A 3,611-nucleotide genomic window follows, 5' to 3' on the forward strand; every position below is an offset into this window, starting at 1 on the left:
GTTCGGTTGGTATAGCTTTATCCATCACAAACTCCACAAACACCCGCACAATCGCAGACGGATAACGCTGGGAAGCATAGAGCATAAACAATTCATAATTGGGCTTGGCAAGCTCTGGCAAAATCTCCACCACACGCTTGTCCCTTATCCACTCATTTGCCGTAAAATCAGAAATTTGCCCAATTGCCTGCCCCTGCAAAACCATATATTCCACCGCATACGCATCATTGCTGGCAAACAAAAACGGTAAGGCGATTTTTTCTTTATTCATTTGAATAACAACTTCATTTTCGCCATTTTTTGCCCAAGTGGCAATGGGGAAATTTTTTAATTCTTTCAAAGTGCTTGGCGTACCAAAACGAGCCAACAAATCAGGGTGAGCCACCCATTTTGTGCCAAGCGTGGCGACTTTTTTGGCGATAAAATGCTCACCGTGAAGCTCGCCAATCCTAAACGCCACATCAATGCTGTCGGCACTCAAATCCAAAATGCGTTCGGTCATCGTGGCGTGAATTTGCACATTGGGGAATTTTTGCCCAAATTCGCTGACCCACGCCAATACAGGCTCGCATTTGGGCGGGGCGGAAATCCGCAAAATGCCTTTTAAATTTTGTTCATCATCAAACAAAACCTGCTTGGCATTTAACAAATTATCAATGGACAAATGCACCTCATCGTAGAGTTTTTGCCCTGCCATTGTTGGTTTAACGCCTGATTTTTGGCGGTCAAAGAGTTGAATTTGTAAGTGTTTTTCCAGCTCGGCAATTTGACGGCTAATGGTGGCAATCGGTACGCCCAATTTTTCAGCCGTTTTGGAGAGACTGCCGTGTTTGATGACGGCAACAAATAGGGATAAGGCGTTGAGGTTCATTGTGAGTCTCTTTTATAAATCAATTAATCATTTCAAAATATCTTACAAATATCCTTCCTTCTCTTGATGCGATTTTCTTTTTACGATCAATTAAGTCTGTAAATGATATTCTACCATCAAAAATAGCCATTAAATCAGAGCCATCCATTAAAATTACAACTTTATCATGTGCTTGAAAGGCAGTCAAACCTTCTTCCGAAAATCCATTTATGGATAAAAATAATCCTAATGTATTTTCTAATTTGCTTTTTACTTTATGCTCAAAAATAACCAAATTTGCTTTATTTATTGGTTGAGTTGTCCATTTAGCTTCAAATAAATATTCTGTATTATTTAATGTAAATGCCCCATCTATTTGTTCTCCCATAACTTTAAATGATGATTTTGGGTCTAAATCATCAAGAGAAAATAAATCATTCATTATTTTTTCTAATTTAAAACCTTTTTGTTGTGGTGTAATTTCATTTTTATGAAGTTCGCAAAAGTCAAACTTCAATCTATCAAGCTCATCTTGATAGCTTTTAAAATTATTTATTCTTTCTTGATTTTCTTTCTGTTTTTGTTGGCGAATGATTTCTTTTTGCTGATTTTCTTGGTAAGGCTTGATCAAATTCTTTAATTGCGTTACTGAATTTTTTGCATTAGAAATTTTTATTTCGGAATTATCTAAATGTTTTAAATGCTCAAAGCTATTCATTTCACAGACATCTTGGGCTAATTTTAGCAATTCATCAGATTTATTAAGCTCAAAAAGTCTATCTATAAGGATATTAACAAAATCTCTTTTGGTATAATTTCCAAAATCAAAGTCTCCAAGAGAAATGTTGTTTGGAAAACTTTTTCGTAAAAATGATTTCAAGTCATTTTTAAACCAATAAATATGGATTAGTGCCTCTTTTAAGGCATTTATTGCAACAGGAGATAATATTTTCATAAATTTCACCTTAAAATCATATTAGTTAAAAATTTGATAAACAAACTGCCGAAAACTCAAACATTTAATCCCAGCATAACTATTGCCTTCAAATTCATCTAGCGTAACTACATATTTGGGATAATTATCGTTAATTTTTAATAAATTACCAAATTCTCGTTCAAAAGTTTTCTCGCTGTCTATGGTTAAAGCCACTTGCACATAAATTCGCTCGCCATTTTTATTTGCCACAAAATCAATTTCTTGGGTATTTAATCCGCCAATTTTAATATCAAAGCCTGCAATTTTTAAATGATGAAACACCATATTTTCCAATATTTTGGCACGGTCAGAAATGCGATAACCCATTAAGGCATTTCTAATCCCCAAATCTTCAAAATAATATTTTTCGCCAATTTCAAAAATTCGTTTTCCTTCAATATCATAGCGTTGTACTTTGTGAATTAAAAAGGCATTTGCCAAATACTCAGTATAATTTTGCACTTGGCTATTGGAAATATTGACTTTTTGGGATTTTAAAAAATCGCTAATTTTTTTGGCGGAAAATAAATTACCAATATTATCCGCCAAAAATTGCGTTAATTGCTCCAAAAACAAGCCATTGCGAATATTATAACGATTGATAATGTCCCGCACGACAATGGTGGAATAAATATTTTTTAAATATTCAAAAATAATTTCATCTTGTAAGGGCAATTCTTTTAAAAATGGTAAACCGCCATATTTAAAATACATATTTAAAGATTTTGTATCATCTTCTAATTGCATAAATTGCAAAAATTCAACATAAGACAATGAATAGACTTGAATTTCTATCGCTCGTCCGCTTAACGCCCCTGCAATGTCTTTGGATAATAATTGGGCGTTTGAACCTGTACAATAAATATCCAATTCGCTGTCTAATAATAAGGAACGCAACGCCATTTCAAAATCGGCAATTTCTTGAATTTCATCAATAAAAATATAATTTTTTACGCCTGATTTTTTATTTGTCAAAACATATTCAGATAATTCTTGGGTGGATTTGATATGGCTAAATGTCAAATCTTCTTTATTGATATAAATAATATGAGCTAAATTGTCGGTTTGCTTAATTTTTTCAATCAGTTGTAATAATAAATAGCTTTTTCCGACACGGCGTTGTCCTGTCAAAACCTTGATGAGATTTTTGCCAATAAAGGGAGAGATTTGGTCTAAATATCGCTGACGGTAGATGATGTTTTGCATAATTTTTAAGCAAATTTTGATGATTATGAGTAAAATTTTAGCATAAAATCAAAAAAGTTTCCAGTATAATAAAAACTTTTTAAAAAAATTGACACTGATAAAAGTATGATAAAAACTATATCTTTCCATTTTTAAAAACCAAATTCCCATAAATCGCCATTCAATTATCAATTTTAAAATATTATAATATGCTCATTCCATTTAACAAAAGAGAAAAATTTATGAAAACCCTTTTAAAATCAACCGCCATTGCGTTGGCATTGTCTTTGTCTTTTGGTTCTGTGGCAACCGCCAAAACGCCCGAACAGCCTGTAAAAGTAAGCATTACAAAATCAGTCGTACAAAAAATCAAAACCCTTGACGGCTTAAATTTGCACCTGCAAAAAGACATTCCAAACGCCAAGCCAAAAGCCGTTGTCGTGATTTCGCACGGTTTGGCGAGCCATTCTGGGGTGTTTGGCGATTTTGCCAAAACGATGAACAAAAATGACATTGCCGTGTATCGTTTTGACCATCGTGGACACGGCAAATCGGACGGACGAGACAGCATTCATATAGGCAGCTATACCAACCGAACCC

General features: G+C 33.8%; 4 protein-coding genes. 1 reads left to right on the forward strand and 3 read right to left on the reverse strand.

The genetic code is table 11. The features are described 5' to 3' along the window. From B5J93_RS11745 to B5J93_RS11755, 3 genes are all read right to left on the reverse strand, one after another. On the reverse strand, positions 1 to 871 hold an 871-nt coding region (locus B5J93_RS11745; RefSeq protein ID WP_143823542.1), incomplete at its 3' end, for a LysR family transcriptional regulator. Between the two features lie 19 nt (positions 872 to 890). Continuing rightward, on the reverse strand, positions 891 to 1,805 hold the full coding sequence (locus B5J93_RS11750) for a hypothetical protein (RefSeq protein ID WP_079326546.1): 915 nt from the start codon (positions 1,803 to 1,805) through the stop codon (positions 891 to 893). Positions 1,806 to 1,826: 21 nt separating this feature from the next. After that, positions 1,827 to 3,032 (reverse strand): ATP-binding protein, encoded by a 1,206-nt coding sequence (locus tag B5J93_RS11755; protein ID WP_079326547.1) that lies wholly within the window; start codon positions 3,030 to 3,032, stop codon positions 1,827 to 1,829. 221 nt (positions 3,033 to 3,253) lie between these two features. Here B5J93_RS11755 and B5J93_RS11760 point away from each other — a divergent pair. Then, the coding region (locus B5J93_RS11760) for a serine aminopeptidase domain-containing protein (RefSeq protein WP_143823543.1) at positions 3,254 to 3,611 on the forward strand (358 nt) is incomplete at its 3' end.

Source organism: Moraxella equi (assembly GCF_002027555.1).
GTDB lineage: Bacteria > Pseudomonadota > Gammaproteobacteria > Pseudomonadales > Moraxellaceae > Moraxella > Moraxella equi.